Source organism: Pseudomonas sihuiensis (genome assembly GCF_900106015.1).
Lineage (GTDB): Bacteria > Pseudomonadota > Gammaproteobacteria > Pseudomonadales > Pseudomonadaceae > Aquipseudomonas > Aquipseudomonas sihuiensis.
This window is the reverse complement of the sequence record NZ_LT629797.1, coordinates 2854130-2875258: the sequence shown is the minus strand read 5'-3', so window position 1 is coordinate 2875258 and position 21129 is coordinate 2854130. Positions and strand designations below refer to the sequence as shown.

Annotated in this window: 18 protein-coding genes; 9 read left to right on the top strand and 9 right to left on the bottom strand. The window is 63.5% G+C overall.

Annotation, left to right across the window (positions count from 1 at the left end; all coding sequences use genetic code 11):
• Positions 1-87: 87 nt before the first annotated feature.
• The 3 genes from mksF to mksB all read right to left on the bottom strand — a co-directional run bounded on the left by mksF (position 88) and on the right by mksB (position 4946).
• Positions 88-2919, bottom strand: a complete 2832-nt coding sequence (mksF, locus tag BLT86_RS13535) for an Mks condensin complex protein MksF (RefSeq protein WP_017675282.1) — start codon at positions 2917-2919, stop codon at positions 88-90.
• Positions 2916-3620, bottom strand: a complete 705-nt coding sequence (mksE, locus tag BLT86_RS13530; protein ID WP_017675281.1) for an Mks condensin complex protein MksE — start codon at positions 3618-3620, stop codon at positions 2916-2918. Before mksE ends, mksF begins: the two co-directional genes overlap by 4 nt.
• Positions 3621-3704: 84 nt before the next feature.
• Positions 3705-4946: an Mks condensin complex protein MksB gene (mksB, locus tag BLT86_RS13525; protein ID WP_017675280.1), complete on the bottom strand. Its 1242-nt coding sequence runs from the start codon at positions 4944-4946 to the stop codon at positions 3705-3707.
• A gap of 286 nt (positions 4947-5232) precedes the next feature.
• Between mksB and BLT86_RS13520 the strand changes: the two genes are divergently transcribed.
• The 6 genes from BLT86_RS13520 to rimI all read left to right on the top strand — a co-directional run bounded on the left by BLT86_RS13520 (position 5233) and on the right by rimI (position 10961).
• Positions 5233-6186, top strand: a complete 954-nt coding sequence (locus tag BLT86_RS13520) for an IS1595-like element ISAchd1 family transposase (RefSeq protein ID WP_045107762.1) — start codon at positions 5233-5235, stop codon at positions 6184-6186.
• Positions 6187-6202: 16 nt separating this feature from the next.
• Positions 6203-6808 (top strand): hypothetical protein, encoded by a 606-nt coding sequence (locus BLT86_RS13515; protein WP_017675279.1) that lies wholly within the window; start codon positions 6203-6205, stop codon positions 6806-6808.
• Between the two features lie 264 nt (positions 6809-7072).
• Positions 7073-8170: a carboxynorspermidine decarboxylase gene (locus BLT86_RS13510; protein WP_017675278.1), complete on the top strand. Its 1098-nt coding sequence runs from the start codon at positions 7073-7075 to the stop codon at positions 8168-8170.
• 128 nt (positions 8171-8298) lie between these two features.
• Positions 8299-9537 (top strand): saccharopine dehydrogenase family protein, encoded by a 1239-nt coding sequence (locus tag BLT86_RS13505; RefSeq protein WP_017675277.1) that lies wholly within the window; start codon positions 8299-8301, stop codon positions 9535-9537.
• A gap of 153 nt (positions 9538-9690) precedes the next feature.
• Positions 9691-10476, top strand: a complete 786-nt coding sequence (locus tag BLT86_RS13500; protein ID WP_017675276.1) for a hypothetical protein — start codon at positions 9691-9693, stop codon at positions 10474-10476.
• A gap of 32 nt (positions 10477-10508) precedes the next feature.
• Positions 10509-10961 carry a ribosomal protein S18-alanine N-acetyltransferase gene (gene rimI / locus BLT86_RS13495; RefSeq protein ID WP_017675275.1) on the top strand — a complete coding sequence of 151 codons (453 nt, stop codon included), beginning with the start codon at positions 10509-10511 and terminating at the stop codon, positions 10959-10961.
• A 99-nt stretch (positions 10962-11060) separates the two neighbouring features.
• On the opposite strand, the gene BLT86_RS13490 is transcribed toward rimI, so the two are convergent.
• The 3 genes from BLT86_RS13490 to hmpA are packed head-to-tail and all read right to left on the bottom strand — an operon-like array spanning position 11061 to position 13674.
• Complete coding sequence (locus BLT86_RS13490) at positions 11061-12236, bottom strand: NnrS family protein (RefSeq protein WP_017675274.1); 1176 nt, start codon at positions 12234-12236, stop codon at positions 11061-11063.
• On the bottom strand, positions 12223-12474 hold the full coding sequence (locus BLT86_RS13485) for a hypothetical protein (protein ID WP_017675273.1): 252 nt from the start codon (positions 12472-12474) through the stop codon (positions 12223-12225). Before BLT86_RS13485 ends, BLT86_RS13490 begins: the two co-directional genes overlap by 14 nt.
• A gap of 18 nt (positions 12475-12492) precedes the next feature.
• Complete coding sequence (hmpA, locus tag BLT86_RS13480; protein ID WP_017675272.1) at positions 12493-13674, bottom strand: NO-inducible flavohemoprotein; 1182 nt, start codon at positions 13672-13674, stop codon at positions 12493-12495.
• Between the two features lie 336 nt (positions 13675-14010).
• Here hmpA and norR point away from each other — a divergent pair, with 336 nt between their 5' ends.
• Positions 14011-15561, top strand: coding sequence for a nitric oxide reductase transcriptional regulator NorR (gene norR, locus BLT86_RS13475; RefSeq protein ID WP_064495645.1), 1551 nt, complete (start codon positions 14011-14013; stop codon positions 15559-15561).
• Between the two features lie 65 nt (positions 15562-15626).
• On the opposite strand, the gene BLT86_RS13470 is transcribed toward norR, so the two are convergent.
• Genes BLT86_RS13470 through BLT86_RS13460 form a run of 3 tightly spaced genes read right to left on the bottom strand, consistent with a single transcriptional unit; the run spans position 15627 to position 17317 of the window.
• Positions 15627-16556, bottom strand: coding sequence for a class I SAM-dependent methyltransferase (locus BLT86_RS13470; protein WP_092377368.1), 930 nt, complete (start codon positions 16554-16556; stop codon positions 15627-15629).
• Positions 16549-16887 (bottom strand): FKBP-type peptidyl-prolyl cis-trans isomerase, encoded by a 339-nt coding sequence (locus tag BLT86_RS13465; RefSeq protein ID WP_059392951.1) that lies wholly within the window; start codon positions 16885-16887, stop codon positions 16549-16551. The genes BLT86_RS13470 and BLT86_RS13465 overlap by 8 nt, the downstream gene beginning before the upstream one ends.
• Before the next feature lies 1 nt (position 16888).
• A complete protein-coding gene (locus tag BLT86_RS13460; protein WP_197676063.1) occupies positions 16889-17317 on the bottom strand; it encodes a group II truncated hemoglobin in 429 nt (142 codons plus the stop codon).
• Positions 17318-17480: 163 nt separating this feature from the next.
• Between BLT86_RS13460 and BLT86_RS13455 the strand changes: the two genes are divergently transcribed.
• Both BLT86_RS13455 and BLT86_RS13450 read left to right on the top strand, forming a co-directional pair.
• Positions 17481-19844, top strand: a complete 2364-nt coding sequence (locus BLT86_RS13455; RefSeq protein WP_092377362.1) for a DNA polymerase II — start codon at positions 17481-17483, stop codon at positions 19842-19844.
• A 262-nt stretch (positions 19845-20106) separates the two neighbouring features.
• Positions 20107-21093, top strand: a complete 987-nt coding sequence (locus BLT86_RS13450) for a TerC family protein (RefSeq protein WP_021488726.1) — start codon at positions 20107-20109, stop codon at positions 21091-21093.
• Positions 21094-21129 lie beyond the last annotated feature (36 nt).

Sequence of the window (21129 nt, the reverse complement as noted above, 5' to 3'; positions counted from 1 at the left end):
TTGAGCGGCCCTTTCACTTTGGGTTGATAAAAGCTCGCGGCCGAAGCCGCTCCTACGGTCGTGTGGACCTTGGGAGGGGCTTGAGCTTCAAGCCGGCTCGACCGCCTCTTCCTGCTGAGGTGCCTGGGCCTTGGCACTCTCGCGCGGTTTGATGAACTTCCAGTCCGCCTCGTCGATATAGATGCCGTTGGGGCCGCTGCCGCCTTCCAGGTCGATGGCCACGTGGGCCGAGACCTGCGGCTTTACCGATGCCAGGATCGGCACGAAGCCGAGCTGCAGGCTGGTTTCGATCAGTGCCTGCTGGTTACGCTCGTCGATGTCCGCCGCCTCGTCGAGGTAGTAGGGCAGGCGCACGCGCCCGGCCTGCTCGCGATCCATCAGGTGCAGCAACAGGTACATGTTGGTCAGCGCCTTGATGGTCATGGTGGTGCCGTTGGAGGCGGCGCCATCGATGTCGGTGTGGATGATCGGCTGGCCATGCACCTTGGTGATCTCGAAGGCCAGTTCGAACAGATCCTTCAGGCCCAACTGGTTGCCGTTGGCAGCCACCAGGCGCGACAGGTAGTCCTTGGCTTCCTCGTTTTTGGCGTCCTGATCGGCCGACTGCGACAGGTCGAACACCGACAGGGTCTCGCCTTCCTCGTACTGGCCGGCGCTGTGAATGATCTGATCGATATGGCGCAGCGCTTCCTTGTTAGGCGCCAGGACGATACGGAAGCTTTGCAGGTTGGACACCTGGCGCTTGTTGATCTCGCGGTTGAACAGCGCCAGCTGGTGCTCGAGGTTGTCGTAGTCGCTGCGGATATTGCGCAAGGTGCGGGCGATATCGGTGACCGCCGCACGGCGCGCCTTGGCCAGGGTCAGGGCTTCGTCCTGACGGTGGGCGTAGGCGTTGACCAGCAGTTGCAGGCGGCGCTCGACATCGTCCTCGCTGTCGAACTTGGCCACGCCCTTCAGGCGTACCTGGGCATAGAGTGCTTCGATCTGGCCGTCGATGCGCTGCAGCGCCTGCCAGGTGTCCTGGTAGTCGTTGAGCAGCGGCAGCAGGTTGTCCAGCGAGTCGTCCACCGGCTCCATGAACGGCGTGCCGAAGGGCAGATCGGCTGGCAGCAGCTGGCGACGACGCAGGGCGTCTTCCAGGGTGCGCTCCTTGGCTTCCAGATCGGCCAGTTGGCGGCCGACCAGTTGCAGCTTGGCCGAGAGTTGCTGCACGCGCTCGGCGAAGGCATCGCTGGCACGCTTGAGTTCGTCCTGGGCGCCTTCCAGTTCGGCCAGGCGCTCCAGCTTCTGCGGCTCTTCGGCAGTCAGGGTCTGGCTCTTGCGGAAGTCTTCCAGGGCCTTCTGCGCGTCCAGCACGGCCTGGTACAGGGTTTCAGCCTGGGCCTTGCTGGCGGCGCGGTCGGCGGCGACCGATTGCTGGGTCTTGAGCTGCTTGAGTTCGCGCTCCAGGCGATCCTTCTGGTCGCGCAGGGCGGCGCGGTCGGCCAGTGCCTGCAGCGCCGGCGGCTCGATATGACTGAGGTCGATGGACAGGCCCGGCACGGCGAAGGTGTCGCCCTTGAAGCGATCCAGCACCGCTTCGACCGCCTTGACCCAATCGTCGCCCTCGGCCTGGATGCCTTTTTCACCCAGCGGCAGGCTGAACAGCTGGCCGTTGAACAGGCGCATCAGGCGATCGACATCGGCCTGGCTGAATTCCTCGCGCAGGCGCGAGTAGCTGTTGTTGTCGGCGTGGTCGAGTTGCTGCTTGACCGACTTGAGGCGTTTTTCCAGATCGCGCAGGCGCTCGTCCAGGTCTTCGCTGGAGAACTGCCGCGACTGCGCCAGGGCGCCGGCCAGTTCGTCGTGGGCGTCCTTGGCGGCGAGCAGTTGCTCTTCCAGCACCTTGGCGTTTTCCACCAGGGCGAAGCGGTTCTTCAGTACGGACAGCTCGCCAAGCCAGCGCTGGATTTCGCTGATCTCACGCTCCAGGCGCATCAGCTCGGTGGTGCCGCCGCGCTGTTCGTTCTGCAGGCCGTCCTGCTCGTTGCGATAGTGCTCGGCCTGGATCACCAGCTCTTCCTTGCGTGCATCGGCGTAGTCGTGCCAGGTGCCGAGCAGGTTGTCGAGCAGCGGCGAGAGACGATGCAACTTGCCGCGCAGCAGTTCGCGCTGACCAACGCCGGCCGCCAGTGCCTCGATCTGCGGGCCGGCAGTCACCAGGGCCTGGTAGTCCTGCTCCATGCGGCGCACATCGCGGAAGGCCTCTTCGGTGGCCGCGATGTAGTCGACGCTGCCGGAGCGCAGGCTGTGCTCGAAGGCGTCGAGGAACAGCTGCTTGAGCTTGGCGGCGGTGATCTCACGCATGTGCAGCAGGTTGATGAACAGCGCGCGGAAGGTCTTCAGGCTCTGCTCGCTGGTCGAGCGCAGCGGGATCAGGGTCAGATCCAGCGGGATACTGGTGTGCCCGCCGACCAGCAGGCGACGCAGTTCGTCGGGTTTCAGTTCGTAGGCGGTGATGCCGGCCTGGCCGAGGTTCTTGAACAGTTCGCGCTGACGCAGGCAGGTGCCGTTGCTCTGGTAGTGCTCCAGATCCAGCTCTCCGGCGTAGGCGAAGAACTGGTGGCCGAAACCGCCACCTGGGCCGCGACCAGCCACGCCGATCACGTGCGGGCCGTGGGGCAGGGCGACTTCGACGAGGATGTAGCTGGTGTCGCTGGCGAAGTAGAACTTGCGCGAGGCTTCCAGGCTGTACTTGCCGAAGCTCATGTCCGACATGCGCGCCAGGATGGGGAACTGCAGGGCGTTGATCGAGGCGGATTTACCCAGGTTGTTGGCGCCGTAGACCGACAGCGGGTTTTCCAGCGGGAACAGGCCGAGGCTGTAGCCGGCGGTGTTCAGCAGGGCGAAGCGGCGGATGCCGTAGCGTTCCTGGCTCATGCGTCCATCTCCTGTGCGGCGCGTTCTTCGGCCATGGCGCGGGCCAAGGCGTCTTCCTCGGATTCTTCGATATCGATGACAGCGGTCGCGTCGGCGTCGGCGTCGGCGTCGCCGTCATCGTCCAGCAGTACCGGCGCCGGCAGCGGCAGGTCGCTGCTGTGCAGGCTGGCGGCCAGGTCGCGGTCGTGCTGCACCGACAGGCAGACGTCGAGGAAACGGTGCATCGGCGGCAGGAAGCGGTACACGCCGTTGCTGTCCTCGGCGAAGCCGAGCTGGGTGAGGCGGCGGATGATCTTGTCTTCCAGCTCTTCGAAGGTGGTGACTTCGGCCTGCAGGAACAGGTCGCGGTATTTCTCCAGCAGCGCTGGCAGCTCGTCACGGCCGATGCTGCCGCCGTCGAGTACGGAGAGCGGGTCGCGGCCCTGGTCGGCCAGATGCTCGACCAGGATGAAGGTGAACAGCGCCAGGCGTTGGGCGGTCTTGTTCACCTGTGGGGCGACCTGCTCGGGGACGAAGTAGTAGAAGCCGCGCGGGTCGCACACCAGCTCGAAGCCGAGGGCGCGGAACAGCGCGCGGTACTGGTCCTGCATGCTGGACAGCTGGGCGTAGCACTCCGGCTCGCTGCGGGAGATGTGGTAGCCCTTGAACAGGTCGCGGAAGGCGGCCGCGAGCTGGGTCATTTCTTTCAGATCGATGTTCATACGCAATGCTCACGGGCAGTCGTAGGGTGCGCTGTGCGCACCAGGTCGTCGGTTGCGGTGCGCACAGCGCACCCTACGGGTAGCTCAGCCATTGGGCTGGCCTACCAGGGCGAAGGAGGCGAGGCTGACCTCGTGCTCGCGGGTCAGGTACTGGCGGCGCTCCAGGCGTTCACGCTGGAAACGCGACTCGCGCGACAGGCGCGAGAACCAGTAGAGCAACTCGTCGGTGGCACCTTCCGGCTCCTGCTCCAGCAGCCAGGCCATCAGATCCGGCAGTGGCAGGGCCTGTTCGCAGCGTTCGATCATTTCCCGCGCGGTCTTCGGCGCCTTGGGCGCGCCGCCCTTGCGGCTGCCGCTGGCCTTGGGGAAGTGCGCCGGCTTGGCCTCGAAGCGTGCCAGGGCGTAAACGTAGGCCTCGACCTGGCTGGCCGAACCGAGGAAGTTGCTCTGCGGCCGGGTGAACAGCGGCATGGCCGCTTGCGGCACGGCGTCGATGCCCTTCTTGCGGATCACCGACAGCGCCAGTGCGGCGCCGCGGGTCACTGCGTTGTGCCGACGCGCTTCTTCGCGCAGCGGCAGCAGCAGTTCGCGGGCCTTGCGCAGCGTCAGTTGGGCGGTGGTCTGCATCTCCAGGATGCGCGCGTGGGTGCGCAGCAGCAGGTCATCGTCGACCAGTTGGCCGAGGCGCTGCTGATCGCCGAGCAGGCGCAGCAGCACCTGTTCGACGCGGCGTACGCCCTGCTCGAAGGCGCCGTCGGCGGCGACCAGCTGGATCATCGGTTCGACGTATTCGTCCCAGGTGGCCAGCACCTCGGCGTAGCGCTGGCGCAGTGGAATCTGCCGGTCGCTGGTTTTGGCGCGGTCGGCCACGCTGACCAGCGCCTGTTCGTCGTTGGCCAGCTTCTTCAGCACGTCGCGCACGCGCATGTCGAGCAGACGCAGCTGGCGCGCCAGGTCGTTGGCATCGCGCACTTCGAAGGCGTCCTGGATATAGCCGGCCAGGCGCTCCAGGTGGCGCAGGTAGGCTTCGATCTCCAGGCACAGGCCGAGGCGGTGCTCGCGGCGCAGGTAGGCGAGAAAATCGTGGATCTGCGCGTTGAGCTCGAAACGGTTGGGGCTCTTGGCCACTGGCACCAGGATGTCCAGGCGAATCCAAGTGTCGAGCAGGGCAGTGGTGTCGCTGGGCGTGGCGTCGGGCAGTTGCGCGGCGAGCTGGCCACGCAGCTCGACCAGGCTCAGGGTGCCGGCGTCGAAGCGCTCGCAGAGCGGTTCGAGCAACGTCCAGTGTTCGGCGAGGGCGCGCAATACGCGCTTGGGATCGATCATCGAGGCGCCGGTTCCAGGCAGGTTAAAAGCGACGATTGTACTGCAAGGTGGATGCCGGGTTTGAGTCCGAATCGATCAGAGGCAGGTGACGCGATTCGGCACATTGGGACGGGCTGTGCGCAGGAAACCCTGGCAAGTGCCTGAAAAGCCGGGAAAACCTGGGTTGGAGAGGTGGCACACTTTCTGCCGTGGCAACAGCGAACCGGTTTTTGGAGGGCTCTGTCTGAGTTATCTGTTGCAGTGGTCTAAACTGAATCGTGATCTTTCCCAGCATGAGGGATCTATCATGAAAGCGGTTCAGTTTTCGCGGTGGATGGCACAGCTTTCCAGCCTCAACCCAGAGCAACGCGACCAGTTGAGATCCAAGCTCTTGCCAGCTGCCAGGCACTCGCAGGACGCAATCAAGGCCCCAAGCCATTGCCCGCATTGTCAATCGCGGGAACTGCGCCCCTGGGGTTCCAGTGGTGACTTGCCGCGATACCGCTGTAAGGTTTGCGGCAAAACCAGCAATGCCCTGACGGGCACCCCAATGGCGCGACTGAGAAAGCGCCATCTCTGGCAAGACTATGCGGACGCACTGACCCAGAGCCTGAGCGTGCGCAAGGCCGCCGTTCATTGTGGCGTCAGCAAAAACACAGCTTTCCTGTGGCGACATAGGTTTCTTTCTCGGATTGCCGATCACCAGGCCCAGCACGCGTCAGGCATTGTTGAAGCAGATGAAACCTTCTTCCTGGAGTCCTTCAAAGGGCAACGCGAACTGCCTCGACCGCCTCGTCGGCGCGGTGGCAGCGCCAAACGACGCGGACTGTCTGCCGAGCAAATTCCTGTGCTGGTGGTAAGAGATCGCAGTGGTCAGCAGGCAGACTTCAAGTTGGAAAAGCTGGATGCACAGCACATAGGGGAGCGGCTACGCCCGCTGATAGACGCGGATGCGATTCTCTGTACTGACAGCGCAAGTGTCTACGCCCATTTCGCCAAGGTTGAAGGCATCACTCACCGACCGATTAACCCGAGCCAGAATCGACGGGTTGATGGTGCTTTCCACATCCAGAACGTGAATGCCTACGACAGCCGACTCAAGAGCTGGATGATTCCTTTTCATGGTGTGGCCACCAAGTACCTAACGAACTATCTGGGCTGGCGCCGCCTGCTTGAGCGCTACAAAACACAGCTCAACCCATTGATTTGCTTGAAAGAGGCGTTGGGGTATAGGGATATGCAACAGTTAACTCAGACATAGCCTTTTGGAGTCCCTGATGTCTGCCCTTGCCCTGAATGTCGATGCCCGTTGGCATGAGCTGCAGCACCAGCGCGATCTGAACTGGGAGCTGCACGCGATTACCGATCGTGCTCAGGCCATCGCGTTTCTACGGCGGTTCGAAAACCGCCTGTGCATCTACTCCAGCTATGTCGAGAAGCTCTACAGCAACTACAGCTTCGTGGTGCCGCAGGACGAGCAGGGCGGTATCACCATCCTGCCGGACGAGATGGCCTGGCATGACACCTTTCACGATATTCCCGCCGATGCGGTGGAGCCCACCGGTGTGCACATCCTGCCAGGTGAAACGGTGGGGTTCGACGGCCTATATATGAAGGTACCGGGTGAGTCGCGTCTGATTGCCTCGCGTGAATTACCATTCCAGGCCGGCTTGCGTTTGCTGATCGAGCGCTATCGGGCGCGCGGCGAACATTTTCTGCCCGTGCTGGTGAAAGGCGATCTGCGTGAGTACGAGGCGCGGATGCCATCGCTGCACCTGCACCGTATCAACCCCGCCAAGCTAGCTCACTGCTCGCGCTTGAGCATCGACACCATTCGCGGCGCCATCGCCGAGCACCTGCTGAGCCTGTTTCGTCAGCATTGAGCGCGTCGGATATCGCGGCAATGTGACCCGCACCAGCCCTGTGCGCCTCGGGGCGCGGGTGATGGATAAGCCTTGCCCGGTCATATCACTGTAACCGCTCGGCCGTAGGGTCTCCGCTCAGTCAAGGCAGACTCCGGTCATCACCGGTTGTACAAAAAATCCCCAATGCCCTTTCGATATGCGTCGGTTATCGGCACAATTCGCGTCCACTTTTTTCTGGGGGGCTGAAACCCCTCCACTGGCCGACCTTGCTGGGGCGACGAGATGATCCAGACGCCGTACTACCTCATCGACAAACAAAAGCTTCTGGTCAACCTGGAGAAGATCGCCTATGTGCGCGAGAACTCCGGTGCCAAGGCGCTGCTGGCGCTGAAATGCTTCGCCACCTGGTCGGTGTTCGACCTGATGCAGCAATATATGGACGGCACGACCTCATCGTCCCTCTATGAGTTGAAGCTGGGCCGACAGAAGTTCGCCGGCGAAACCCACGCCTACAGCGTGGCCTGGGCCGACGACGAGATCGAAGAGATGGTCGCCAACTGCGACAAGATCATCTTCAACTCCATCGGTCAGCTCGAGCGCTTTGCCGCGCGTACCGAGGGCACCATCCGCGGCCTGCGCGTCAACCCGCAGGTGAGCAGCTCCGACTATCTGCTGGCCGACCCGGCGCGTCCGTTCAGCCGCCTGGGCGAGTGGGACCCTGCGAAGATCGAGCAGGTCATGGGGCAGATTTCCGGCTTCATGTTCCACAACAACTGCGAGAACGGCAGCTTCGAGCTGTTCGACAAGATGCTGACCACCATCGAGGAGCGTTTCGGCCACCTGATAGCCCAGGTCGAGTGGGTCAGTCTCGGCGGCGGCATCCACTTCACTGGCGAGGGCTATCCGATCGATGCCTTCTGTGCGCGCCTGAAAGCTTTCTCCGAAAAATACGGCGTGCAGGTGTATCTGGAGCCGGGCGAAGCGGCGATCACCCTCAGCGCCTCACTGGAAGTCACCGTGCTCGACACCCTGTACAACGGCAAGAACTTGGCCGTAGTCGACAGCTCGATCGAAGCGCACATGCTCGACCTGCTGATCTACCGCCTCAACGCCAAGATGGCGCCGAACGACGGCGAACACACTTACATGGTGTGCGGCAAATCCTGTTTGGCCGGCGACATCTTCGGCGAGTACCAGTTCGACAAACCGCTGCAGATCGGTGATCGCCTGTCGTTCATCGACGCGGCCGGTTACACCATGGTCAAGAAGAACTGGTTCAACGGCCTGAAAATGCCGTCCATCGTGGTGAAACAACTCGACGGTAGCGTCGAGGTGGCGCGCCAGTTTGGCTTCGACGACTACCTGTCCAGTCTGTCGTGACACCGTTGATGGTGGGCTGAAGCCCACCCTACACCGAGCCTTGAGCCGTAGGGTGGGCCGGGCGGCGATCCGCTTCAGCCCACCTCATCAAACGTTTTAAACAACGCAGTTCCCTGGAGGTGAAACAATTGAAGAAGAATGTTCTGATCATTGGTGCAGGAGGTGTTGCCAAGGTGGTGGCCCATAAGTGCGCGCAACACAATGACGAGTTAGGTCGCATTGCAATTGCGTCGCGCAACATCTCCAAATGCCAGGCCATCATCGACAGCGTGCAGGCAAAGGGCGGTCTCAAGCAGCCCGGCGAGATCAAGGCCTATGCGCTGAACGCCCTGGACGTGGAAGCGACCAAGGCACTGATCCGCGAAACCGAATCGCAGATCGTCATCAACGTCGGTTCGGCGTTTCTCAACATGTCCGTGCTGCGCGCCTGTATCGACACCGGCGTCGCCTATCTGGACACCGCCATCCATGAAGATCCGAGCAAGATCTGCGAAACCCCGCCATGGTACGGCAACTACGAGTGGAAGCACCTGGCCGAATGCCAGGAAAAAGGCGTGACCGCCATCCTCGGCGTCGGCTTCGACCCGGGTGTGGTCAACTCCTATGCCGCTCTGGCGCAACAACAGTACTTCGACAAGATCGAGTCGATCGACATCCTCGACGTCAACGCCGGTTCGCACGGCAAGTACTTCGCCACCAATTTCGACCCGGAAATCAATTTCCGCGAATTCACCGGCACGGTCTACAGCTGGCAGAACAGTCAGTGGACCAGCAACAGCATGTTCGAAGTCAAACGCACCGACGATCTGCCGGTGGTGGGCGTGCAGAACCTGTACCTGACCGGCCATGACGAGGTGCACTCGCTGTCCAAGCACCTCAACGTGCCGAACGTGCGCTTCTGGATGAGCTTCGGCGATCACTACATCAACGTGTTCACCGTGCTGAAGAACCTTGGCCTGCTCTCCGAGAAGCCGGTCAAGACCGCCGAAGGCCTTGAGGTGGTACCGCTGAAAGTGGTTAAGGCCGTGCTGCCCGATCCCGCCTCGTTGGCGCCGGGCTATACCGGCAAGACCTGCATCGGCGACCTGGTCAAGGGCACCAAGGACGGCCAGCCGCGTGAACTGTTCATCTACAACGTGGCCGACCACGAAGAAGCCTTCGCCGAGACCGACAGTCAGGGTATTTCCTACACCGCCGGCGTGCCGCCAGTCGCCGCCGCGCTGCTGGTCGCGCGTGGCGAGTGGGATGCGCAGCGCATGGTCAACGTCGAAGAGCTGCCGGCCGAGCCGTTCCTCAAGCTGCTGGACGTAATGGGCCTGCCGACGCGCATCAAGGATGAGAATGGCGATCGTCCCTGGGATCAGTAAGCCCAGGTGAACCCCGAAAGCCCCGCTGCGCAAGCTGCGGGGTTTTTGTTTTTTGGACGCTTTGTTTGCCCGCAATCTCGTTGCGACGCTTCCCGCTCCGGCCATTTCACGCGACAATCCGCCCCTGTTGAAAATCCTCTCTCTGGAGCGCCTGTGATTCCCGAACAGCGCCGTCGCGCCTACCTCGACGCCATGCAGGTGGCCACTTGGCTGCCGCGTACCGAACTGCCCTTCGCGGCAGCGTCGCGTCTGGAGCTGCTTGAGCCGCAGCAGGAGGAAGCGTTCGAGCCTGTGCCAGAGCCTGTTGCCGTCACTCCGGCTGCCGTGCGTGAAGCGCCGGTCGAGCGGCCGAAGATCGAGATTCCGCGCCCGGGCGCCCAGCCGCGCCAGGCGGCTGTCGAACCGGTGGCGGAGCCGGAACCTGTCGAGGAAAAGCCGGCTCGGGTCAGTGCTCCGCCGCCGCGTTTTTCCCTGCAGTTGCTGCGAGCCGGCGATTGCGCCCTGTTGGTGGAGCTGCCCACCGGCCAGCCATTCCAGAGCCGCGATCCAGCCTACATCCTGCTCAAGGATCTGCTGCGCGCCGCCGGCTTGCCGGATAGCCCGCAACTGCTCGGTGAGCCAGTGCGCTGGCCGCTGCTGGTGCGCGGCAATATGGATCAGGGCCCGCAAGCGGCGCTGGAGTTCGTGCAGAGCTTCGTCGCTGCGCGCCTCGAAGAACAGCCGAGCACCTGTCTGTGGCTGGTTGGTCTGCCGGCCATTCGCTTTGCCGGCGAAGGCGACGAGCACAGCTACAACTGCGAACTGCAGGTCGAAGGTCTTGGCGCTTGCTGGGCGCTGCCGGGGCTGGAGCTGCTGATGGAAGAACCAGCGCGCAAGCGCGAACTCTGGCAGGCCATGCGGCGCGTTCGCCAGCGCTGGCTGACGCCTGCACATTCCTGAGAACCCCCGTCTTTGCGCCCGAGTTTCCCTTAATGAGCGATGCGATTTCCTTCCGCCCGATGACCGAGGCGGATCTCGATGCCGTGCTGAAAATCGAATACGCCGCCTTCAGCCACCCCTGGACGCGCGGCATCTTCACCGACAGCCTCAAGTCCTATAACTGCTGGCTGATGTTCGAGGGCAATCAGCAGGTCGGTCACGGTGTGATCAACCTGATCCTCGACGAAGCGCACCTGCTCAATATCACCGTCAAGCCGGAAAGCCAGGGCCGCGGCCTCGGTTTGCGTCTGCTCGAGCACTTGATGAAAGAGGCCTTTGAACTGGGTGGGCGCGAATGCTTCCTCGAAGTGCGCGCCAGTAATCAGAGTGCCTACCGACTGTACGAGCGTTTCGGCTTCAATGAAGTGGGACGCCGTCGCGATTACTACCCGGCAGTCGGCGGACGCGAAGACGCGTTGGTGATGGCCTGCACGCTGGTCGATTGATGTCATTGCTTTAAAAACGTAGCCCGGATGCAATCCGGGAAATCGTTGCCCCGGATTGCATCCAGGCTACGGTCTAGCCGTTTGATCGCACCAGGCATTTCACCCCGGATGCCCATCCACCCGCGCCCGACACAGCATCGGCGCGTAATGCCAGGCGAACAGGGCGAAGGCCACGCCCCAGCAAAGCGCTGCCAACCATAGCCACCCGCCACCGCATGTGACCCGAATCAGCGCGCCCAGATTGAGCAGGCCGAAGGCCCAGCGCATTGCTTTTGGCGGTTGCAGCGCGCGGCCGGTGTGGCCGAGGCTGACCCGCGCCATCATCGCCAGGATCAGCCCGCCCATCGCACCCACCCCCAGCGCGTGGCTGGCCAGGCTGGGTTGCGCCAGCCAGCCCAGGTGCCAGGCGGCCATGCCGAGTGTGGCCAGCAAAAGCCAGGCGTAGGCCAGATGCAACGACCACAGCAGCGGCACGCGCCAGATGCCTGGCAGGTACCAGCGCCACAGGCGCAGGCCGTGCAGCGCGCTCAGCAGGATGAACGGTGCGGCCAGCCATGGGCGGGCCTGCAGGTTGTGCCCGCTGGCGAACAGCGCCGCGACCAGCACGCCGCAGGCCAGCAGCAGACGGTCCAGCCAGGGATGGGCGGCGAAGGCCTCGGCCCGCCCCAGGCCGCGCTGAGTGAAGAAGGGGATCACGCGGCCACCGATCAGGCTCAGCATTACCGCAATCAGCCACAGGGCGGCCAGCGCTCCCCGGCGTTGCAGGTCGTCGTCACCCATTGCCAGGCCGGCGAGAGTGAGTGACTGGCATAGTGCGAGCAGGCTCAGGACCAGCAGGATCGGGTAGTTGTTACGCTGCCTCGCTGCGATCAGCTGGCGCGCCATCTGCGTGATGAGCAGACCGATAAAGGCCAGTTGCACGGCGATCAGCAGGTGCAGCGGTACGGGTGCGAACCAGGCCAGACGCGCCGTCAGCCACAAGCCGAACAGCGCGATCAACGGCCGCCCGCTGAGGCCGGGGCGGCCCGTCCAGTTCTGTACAGCCGTGAGCAGGAAGCCGGCGATGATCGCCAGGCCGAAGCCGAAGGGCATTTCATGGCGATGCCAGGCCAGCATGCCGCCGGGCACCGCAGGGTTTGTCAGGCCGTGCAGCGCCGCCGCCCAGAGGGCGACGGCGAGCAGGGCGAACAGGGCGCCAGCGAGGAAGAACGGCCGAAAGCCAAGGCGCCAGAGCGGCGCAATGGCCAGGGCCTGCTGGCGATCAAGCAACTGCATGAGCACATGCCCTGTCGTTCAGGCGCTCCTGTGCGATCAGACGCAGCACGTAGCCGATCTTCAGTACGCTCGGACCGATCAGTGTCAGGCTGTGGGCCAATACCAGTGTCGGTACATTCAGGTGCTTCTCCAGGCCGTAGGCCGCGACCAGTCCGACGAGCAGCAGAATCAGGCCGCTCCAGAGCAGTTGGCTGGACAGATGAAGAATCTGCACAGGTGGAAGATTGAGCGGATACATGGTTTACCTCCTGATTGATCAGCTATCCAGTGCCGAAGCCGGGCCGAAGAATTCGTAGCGGCTTTGCTCGGCGGGAACGCCCAGCGCCTGCAGATGACGCTTGACCTGCGCCATGAAGGGTTTCGGGCCGAGGAAGTAGGCGTCCAGATCGCGCTCGGCCGGCAGCCATTGCTCCAGCAGATCGCGGCTCAGAAAACCGCTGGCGTCGGCCCTGTCACCCTCGCGCGGTTCGCTGTAGCAGACGTAGTGGCGAATCTGCGGATGCTCGGCGGCATGGGCATCGACCCAGTCGCGGAAAGCATGCACCTCGGCATTGCGCGCGCAGTGGATGAAGTGGATGGGACGGCCGCTGTGCCGCGCCGCGTCGAGCATGGCCAGCGCCGGGGTGATGCCGACGCCGGCACTGATCAGGGCCAGCGGTTTGTCCGAGGCGCTCAGGGTGAACTCGCCAGACGGTGGGAACAGTTCGAGTTCGTCGCCGACCTGAACCTTATCGTGCAGATGATTGGAGACACGACCGCCGACCTCGCGCTTGACGCTGATGCGGTATTCGCGACCGTTGGCCAGAGCCGACAGCGAGTAGTTACGGCGCACTTCTTCGCCATCCAGCAGCAGGCGCATGCCGATGTACTGGCCGGGTTGATGGTCGAGCAGGGCGCCGCCGTCGACCGGCACCAGGTGGAAGGAGGTGATCTCGGCGCTCTCTACCACCTTGCGCGCCACGCGGAAGCTGCGTGCGCCGCGCCAGCCGCCCGGCGCCGCTGCATTCTCGGTATAGAGCTGCTCTTCGGCGCCGATGAAAATATCGGCCAGTTGCTGGTAAGCCACGGCCCAGGCATCGATCACGGCATCGGTGGCGATCTCGGCACCCAGCACCTCGCGGATCGCGCGCAGCAGGCAGCCGCCAACGATGGGGTAGTGCTCGGGGAGAATCTGCAGGGCCACGTGTTTGTTCACCACCTGACGCACCAGCGGGCCGAGGGCTTCGAGACGGTCGATATGGCGGGCGTACATCAGCACGCCGCCCGCCAGGGCACGTGGCTGGTCGCCGCTGGCCTGGTGGGCCTGGTTGAACAGCGGGCGTACCTCTGGGTGTTCGCTGAGCATCATCCGATAGAAGTACGTGGTCAGCGCCTCGCCGCCGCTTTCCAGCAGGGGCACGGTGGCTTTGATCAGGTCGCGTTGAGCATTGGTCAGCATGGGGGGATCTCCGCAAGGCAAATGAAGAGCACCTCTAAAAACTATCTACGTTGTCATCACTGCGTTAAAAACAAGCTCAAAATGCTCATTTACAGCTCGTAAACTCCGCTTTTTCGCTTGTTTTTGCCTTGTGCTGACTGCCTCGACTACGTTTTTAGAGGCGCCCTGAAGGCGCCGGTGTGGCTCGTCTGGCCAGTTGTGGCGTGCTAGCGTTAGCGATCGATACCTATCAGTAAGTGTGCCAACTAAATAATCCTTAAAAATCAGTGGCTTATTTATTTTGTTGTGCTAATGACTCGCATCGCGTGTGAGTCATAAAGACTTTGAGTAGTCGAAATGACCGCTAATCCTCTGCTGGAAACTCTTATTCCTCTGGTCGCCGATCTGTCTCGCGAGCTGGATGATGGCGAGCGTTATCGCCGCCTGCTCGCGGCCTTGCGTCAGTTGTTCCCTTGCGATGCCGTGGCGCTGCTGCGACTCGATGGCGAAATTCTGGTGCCCCTGGCGGTCGAGGGGCTGAGTGCCGATACCCTGGGACGGCGCTTCAGAGTCAGCGAGCATCCGCGTCTGGCTGCGTTGCTGGAGCACGCCGGACCGACGCGTTTCGCTGCCGACTGCGGCCTGCCTGACCCCTACGACGGCCTGGTCGAGGGGCTGCATGGCCACCTGGAAGTGCACGACTGCCTCGGTTGCCCGCTGTACCTGGACGAGCAGCTCTGGGGCCTGCTGACCCTGGATTCGCTCGACCCGGCCAGTTTCGGTCGGCTCGATCTGGACAGCCTCGAGGCCTTTGCCAGCCTGGCCGCGGCCACGGTCAAGGTCAGCCAGCGCATCAGCGGCCTGGCGCAGCGGGTCGAGGCTGAGCGCCAGCTCACCGAGCTGTACAAACAGGCGCGGCAGCAACCGCGCGAGCTGGTGGGGCAGAGCGCGGCGCTGCGCAAGCTGCAGGACGAGATTCGCCTGGTCGGTGACAGCCCGCTGACCGTGCTGATCACCGGCGAGACCGGGGTCGGCAAGGAGTTGGTGGCCGAGGCGATCCACGCCGCCTCGCCGCGGGCGCAGCGTCCGCTGGTCAGCATCAACTGCGCGGCGTTACCCGATGCGCTGGTGGAGAGCGAACTGTTTGGCCATGTACGCGGCGCCTTCTCCGGGGCCATGAGCGAGCGCAGCGGCAAGTTCGAGCTGGCCGATGGCGGCAGCCTGTTTCTCGACGAAGTGGGTGAACTGCCGCTGGCGATCCAGGCCAAGCTGCTGCGCGTGCTGCAGAGTGGGCAGTTGCAGCGGGTCGGTTCGGATCGCGAACACCGCGTCGACGTGCGGGTGATCGCCGCCACCAACCGCGACCTGGCGGCTGAGGTGCGCGCCGGACGCTTTCGTGCCGACCTGTATCACCGCCTGAGCGTTTACCCGTTGCCGGTGCCGCCGCTGCGTGAACGTGGTCGCGATGTGCTGTTGCTGGCCGGCTACTTCCTCGAAGAGAACCGCGCTCGGCTCGGGCTGCGCAGCCTACGCCTGAGCCCTGAGGCGCAGAAGGCGCTGCTCGGTCATGATTGGCCGGGCAACGTGCGTGAACTGGAACACCTGATTGGCCGTGCGGCGATCAAGGCGCTGGCGCGCCACGGCGAGCGCCCGCGCATTCTCAGTCTGGACATACAGGACCTGGATTTGCCGACGGCCCAGGCGATGGCTGCCTCAGACGACGTGCTGGCGCCCATTGATCTACCTCCGGCAGGCCTGGAGCTGCGTGCGGCGGTGGATGTTTTTCAGCGCCAACTGATCGAGCAGTGCCTGGCGCGCCATCAGGGCAAATGGGCCGATGCGGCGCGTGAGCTGGGTGTGGATCGTGCCAACCTCAGCCGTTTGGCCAAGCGGCTGGGTATTCGGTAGCTGGATTGTAGGAGGGGCTTTAGCCGCGATCTGTTCACGTCGCGGCTAAAGCCCCTCCCACAGGTTTATCCCTGTTGGAACACCAGAGCCTTCAGGCCGCTTTCGGGCGAGATGTCAGGAAACTCCGGTGGGTTGTCCAGGCGCTCGATAAAGCGCAGTTGCGGCGCCTCGGCGGCCATGCCCTCAATGAGAAAGTCCGGGCCGATATCCGGGTCGTTGACGCAGGCCAGCACCGTACCGTGCTCGCTGAGCAGCTCGGGCAGGCGACGGAGGATCTTGCGGTAGTCCTGGGTGAGGGCGAAGCTGCCTTTCTGAAAGCTTGGCGGGTCGATGATCACCAGGTCATAAGGCCCGCTCTTGCGCACCTTGCCCCAGGACTTGAACAGCTCGTGGCCGAGAAACTCCACCCGGCTCAGGTCGTGCTCGTTCAGGCGATGGTTGTCGCGCCCGCGGGACAGCGCTGCGCGCGCCATGTCCAGGTTGACCACCTGCGCGGCACCGCCGGCAATCGCCGCCACGGAGAAGCCGCAGGTGTAGGCGAACAGGTTGAGCACGCGTTTGCCGGCCGCCTGTTCGCGCACCCAGTGGCGACCCAGACGCATATCGAGGAACAGCCCGCTGTTCTGCTTGCTGCCGAGGTCGAGCAGGTAGCGCAGGCCGTCCTCGATGATCGACCATTGCGCCTGTGGCTCGCCGGCCAGCCATTCGCTCTCGCTGCCCTGCACATAGCGGTGCTGCAGCAGCAGGCCGCGCGCACCGCTGGCCTGCCATTGCGGTGTTTCCAGCAGTTCCATGAGCAGCGGCCGTAGTGCTGGCGACGGCTCGCGGAACAGCATCACCAGCACCACGCCGGAGAGCCAGTCGACGGTAATCTGCTCCAGCCCCGGCCAGCAGCGGCCGCGGCCATGGAACAGGCGGCGGGTCTCGTGGCCGGGGTGGTTTTCCAATGCCTGCAGCAGGTGCTCGCGCAGGGTGGCGAGGGCGGTGTCAGTCATCGCGGGTCAGCACTTCCAGCAGCTCGATCTCGAAGGTCAGGTTGGAGTTGGGTGGAATCGAGCCGACGCTGCGCTCGCCATAACCCAGGTGAGCTGGCACCTGCAGCTTGCGTTTGCCACCGACCTGCATGCCCATCAGACCCTGGTCCCAGCCCTTGATCACCCGGCCGGTGCCGATCACGCACTGGAACGGTTTGCCGCGCGACCAGGAGGAGTCGAACTCGCTGCCGTCGGCCAGCCAGCCGCGGTACTGGGTGGTGATCAGGGCGCCCTTGACCACGGCCTTGCCGTCGCCGAGTTGCAGGTCTTCGATGATCAGTTCGTCAGTCATATCAGGTTTCCTTGCGATGACGGTTTTGACTGGCCTGTACCGAGCGTTCCGCGGGGACGCGCAGCTGGGTCAGCAGGTAGTCGGCGAAGGCGGGTGCATAGTTCTGTAGGGCGATGGCGCTGGCCATGCAGCTCAGCCAGCTTTCGGCCAGCGCCTGATCGATCGGCCACTGGGCATGAAAGGCCGGAATGCTGATGCTGCCGTATTTCTCGGCGAACAGGCGCGGCCCGCCCAGCCAACCGCTCAAGAAGCACGCCAGCTTGTCGCGCGAGGTGCTCAGGTCGGCGGGGTGCAGTGCGCGCAGGGCAGTAGCCTCAGGGCGTTCGTCCATCAGTCGGTAGAAATCATCGACCAGACGGCGCAGGCCGTCGATGCCACCAGCCGCTTGGTAGGAGGCATCGCCGGTGCCGTAGGGAGGTGTGTGACTCATCGCGTTGTTCCGCGGAAAAGGCGCCATTGTAACCGCTGGCGTAGAATGGCCGGCCAGCTTGAGGCGCCAAATCTTGTGGGAGGCGCTTTAGCGGCGACTATCGCGGCTGAAGCCGCTCCTACAGGGGCTCATGACCTGTCGTGCAACCCGTGACCCAATCCCGATGACGCAATCCCAGCAAGGCTTCGTGCTTAGCCGCCATTGGCGCGATACGCCAGAGGGCACGGAAGTGGCCTTCTGGCTGGCGACCGATGCAGGCCCGCGCCAGATACGTCTGCCGTGCCAGGAGACGGTGGCTTTCATTCCCGCTGAGCAGCGCGCCTGGGCCGAGCCGCTATTGCGTAATGAGAAAGGCGTCGAGCTACGCGAGCTGACCTTGCGCGACTTCAAGCGCCGCCCGGTGCTGGGTTTGTACTGCCGCCAGTACCGCCAGTTGCTGCAGCTGGAGAAGAAGCTGCGTCAGGTCGGCGTGGATGTCTACGAGGCCGATATCCGACCGCCGGATCGCTACCTGATGGAGCGCTTTATCACCGCCAGCGTGCTGTTCGACGGTATCGAGCAGGAAGGCGGCAGCCTGCTGTGCAAGTCGCTCAAACCCGCGTCTGATTACCGCCCGACGCTGCGCCTGGTGTCGCTGGATATCGAGACCAGCGCCCGCGGCGAGCTGTATTCCATCGCCCTGGAAGGTTGTGGTCAGCGCCAGGTGTACATGCTCGGCCCAGTCAATGGTGACGCCAGCATCGTCGACTTCGACCTGGAATACTGCGACAGCCGCAAGGCGCTGCTCGAACGCCTGAATGACTGGCTGCAGCGGTATGACCCGGACGCCATCATCGGCTGGAACCTGGTGCAGTTCGACCTGCGCGTGCTGCGCGATCACGCCGAGCAACTCAAGGTGCCGCTGCTGCTGGGGCGTGGCGGCGACGTGATGGGCTGGCGCCAGCACAACAGCAGCCAGCACTACTTCGCCGAGGCGGCCGGGCGGCTGATCATCGATGGTATCGAGGCGTTGCGTTCGGCGACCTGGAGCTTCCCCTCGTTCAGCCTGGAGTCGGTAGCGCAGACGTTGCTCGGTGAAGGCAAGGCGATCGACACGCCCTATGCACGGATGGACGAGATCCAGCGCATGTTCGACGAGGACAAGCCGGCGCTGGCCCTCTACAACCTCAAGGACTGCGAGCTGGTCACGCGTATCTTCGCCCACACCGATCTGCTCGCTTTCCTCCTCGAACGCTCCAGCGTCACCGGCCTGGCGGCCGACCGCAGCGGTGGCTCGGTGGCGGCTTTCACCCACCTGTACCTGCCGCCCATGCACCGCCTAGGTTTCGTCGCGCCGAATCTCGGCGACATTCGTGGCGAGAACAGCCCCGGCGGCTTCGTCATGGATTCGCGCCCCGGGCTGTACGACTCGGTGCTGGTGCTGGACTACAAGAGCCTGTATCCGTCGATCATCCGCAGCTTTCTGATCGACCCGCTGGGCCTGGTCGAGGGGCTGCATCAGCCGGATGACGAGCACTCGGTGGAGGGCTTTCGCGGCGCGCGCTTCTCGCGTACCCGGCACTGTCTGCCGGCCATCGTCGAGCGCGTCTGGCAGGGCCGTGAGGCGGCCAAGCGTGACGGCAACGCGGCCTTGTCGCAGGCCCTTAAGATCATCATGAACGCTTTCTACGGCGTGCTTGGCTCCAGCGGCTGCCGTTTCTTCGATCCGCGCCTGGCTTCGTCGATCACCCTGCGCGGGCACCAGATCATGAAGCGCACTCGTGAGCTGATCGAAGCCGAGGGGCATGCGGTGATCTACGGCGACACCGACTCCACTTTCGTCTGGCTCGGCCGTGCTCATGACGAGGACGAGGCAACGCGCATCGGCCGCGCACTGGTGGCCTGCGTGAACGCTTGGTGGCGTGAGCATCTGCAGCAGGAGCATGGCCTGACCAGCGCGCTGGAGTTGCAGTACGAAACCCACTATCGACGCTTTCTCATGCCCACTATCCGTGGCACCGAAGAGGGCAGCAAGAAGCGCTACGCTGGTCTGGTGCTCGGCGCCGATGGCAGCGAGCGCATGGTATTCAAGGGGCTGGAGACGGTACGCACCGACTGGTCGCCGCTGGCGCAGCGCTTTCAGCAGGAGCTGTATCGCCTGGTGTTTGCCGGGCTGCCGTACGAGGACTACGTGCGCGCCTACGTCAAAAGCACCCTGGCCGGCGAGCTGGACGAGTTGCTGGTGTATCGCAAGCGTTTGCGTCGGCGCCTCGACGACTACCAGCGCAACGTGCCGCCGCATGTGCGCGCCGCGCGCCTGGCCGACGAGCACAACCAGCGTCTTGGCCGGCCGCTGCAATATCAGCGTGGCGGCTGGATCAGCTATCTGATCACCACAGGCGGGCCGCAACCGCTGGAGCGTCTGCTGTCGCCGGTGGACTACGAGCATTACATCAGCCGCCAGCTGAAGCCGGTGGCCGATGCCATCCTGCCGTTCGTCGGCGGCGACTTCGAGCGGTTGGTGGACGGGCAGCTCGGACTGTTCTGAAACCTTCGGATAAACAGCGAACCCCGTAGGAGCCCGCTTGCGGGCGATCCTGGTGCCGGCGGCTGATCGCCAGCAAGCTGGCTCCTACAAGACGGCAGCAGGCTCTGTAGCGGCGTAGAGCCGGAAATACTTTGCAAAAATCGTCTCGTTGAGCAGCATTCTTGGCCTGAGTATCTTTGCGCCCGTGATGCCGGGCCCCTCTGGCGGTTAACACCGCGATGTCGGAATCACAGTCTGTTCAATCTGACTGTAGGAGGGGCTCATGACTGCCCTAGAACCGTTTCTCTTCGCCGACTTCCTCGGCACGGCCACCTGGTTGTGGCTGGTCTTCATCGCTGTCGTCATCTCCCTGCTGGCCTTCGACCTTGGCGTGCTGCATCGCGATAACCGCGAAATCGGCGTGCGCGAGAGCCTATTGCTGTCGGGTGGCTACATCACTGCGGGTCTGCTGTTCGGTGTCTGGGTGTTCTTCCAGAAGGGCGGCGACGCCAGCATGGATTACCTCACCGGCTTTCTGATCGAGAAATCGCTGTCGATGGACAACGTGTTTCTCATGGCCATGATCTTCAGCTTTCTCGCCATCCCGCGGCAGTACCAGCACAAGGTGCTGTTCTGGGGAATCATGGGCGTGCTGGTGCTACGGGCGATCATGATCGGCCTGGGCGCCGCGCTGATCCACGAGTTCGCCTGGATCCTCTACGTGTTCGGTGCCTTCCTGTTCTTCACCGGCGTGAAGATGCTGTTCTCCAAGCTCGACGATGCGCCGGACTTGCAGAACAACGTGCTGGTGAAGTTCCTGCGCAAGCATCTGCGTGTTACCGACAATCTGCATGGCCAGCGCTTCTTCGTCCGTCAGGACGATGGCCAGGGCCGCAGCGTGCTGTGGGTGACGCCGCTGTTCCTGGCGCTGATCATGATCGAGTGCGCCGACCTGGTGTTCGCCATCGATAGCGTGCCGGCGATCTTCGCCATCACCCAGGACCCGTTCATCGTCTACACCTCGAACATCTTCGCCATCCTCGGCCTGCGCGCCCTGTACTTCGCCCTGGCTGCGCTGATCCACCGCTTCGCCTACCTCAAGTACGCGCTGGCCCTGGTTCTGGTGTTCATCGGCGCGAAGATCTTCCTGGTCGGCATCATCGGCAAGATCCCGGCGGTGGTGTCCCTGAGCGTAACCCTGGGCCTGCTGATCGGCGGTGTGCTGCTGTCGCTGTACAAGACCCGCGGCCAGCCGCCCGCGCAGATCTGATCACAGACTTTAACCCGGCTATGCACAACGTCTGGC